We start from the raw sequence: 1,145 nt of genomic DNA on the forward strand, positions 1-1,145 counted from the left end.
GCCCCGGACGACGCGCCGCTCCCGGAGGCCTCCGGCCCCGACGACCTCGCGTACGTCATCTACACCTCCGGGTCCACCGGGCAGCCCAAGGGCGTCGCGGTGCAGCACCGCGAGATCCTCAACTACCTGGCCGGCGTGCGGGACCGGCTGCGGATCGAACCCGGCGCCCGCTACGGCCTGCTGCAGTCCCTGTCCTTCGACTTCAGCATCACGATGCTCTACCTGGCGCTGACCACCGGCGGCCAGGTCCACCTGCTGCCCCGCCGCATCGCCGGCGCCGAACTCGCCGGGCACATCGAGGCGTCGCGGCTCGACTACCTCAAGATGACGCCCTCCCACCTGGCCGCGCTGTCCGCCGACGCCCCGCTCGAGCGCCTGCTGCCGCACCGGGCCCTGGTGCTCGGCGGCGAGGCCTCGTCCCGGGCCTGGGCCGCCGACCTGGCCGGCCTCGGCCGGTGCGCGGTGTTCAACCACTACGGCCCCACCGAGGCGACGGTCGGCGTCACCGTCCACGAGGTCCACCCGGAGGACCACGGCCCGGGGAACACGCCGATCGGCACCCCGCTCGCGGGCGCGCGCTGCTACGTACTGGACGGCGCCCGGCGGCCGGTGCCGCCCGGCGTGACCGGGGAGCTCCACCTCGGGGGGCACCGGCTCGCCCGCGGCTACCTGGGCCGCCCCGACCTGACCGCGGAACGCTTCCTCGACGACCCGTTCGCCGCGACCGGCGGCCGGATGTACCGCACCGGCGACCTCGCCCGCTGGCGGACGGACGGCACGCTGGAATACCTCGGACGCGCCGACGACCAGATCAAGGTCCGCGGCTACCGGGTCGAGCCCGGCGAGATCGAGGCCGCCCTCACCGCGCTGCCCGGCGTGACCCAGGCCTTCGTGACCGTCCGGGGCGAGGGGATCAGGCAGAACCTCGTCGCCTACCTCGAGCGCCCGGGCGGCGGAACCGCCCCCGCCCCCGCCGAACTGCGCGCGGAGCTCGGCGCCGTCCTGCCGGACTACATGGTCCCCGCCCGGTTCGTCGTCCTCGACCGGCTGCCGCTGCTGGCCCACGGCAAGGTCGACCGCAAGGCCCTGCCCGAACCCGAGGACGCCGCCCCGGCCGCCGGCCGGGTGGAGCCCGCGGGCGAGAC

General features: G+C 76.1%; 1 protein-coding gene. It reads left to right on the forward strand.

Features of this window, described 5'->3' with window-relative positions:
• On the forward strand, positions 1-1,145 hold a 1,145-nt coding region (locus tag ACWDCZ_RS41605), incomplete at both ends, for an amino acid adenylation domain-containing protein (protein ID WP_449818762.1).

This window comes from Kitasatospora sp. NPDC001225, from assembly GCF_053597855.1.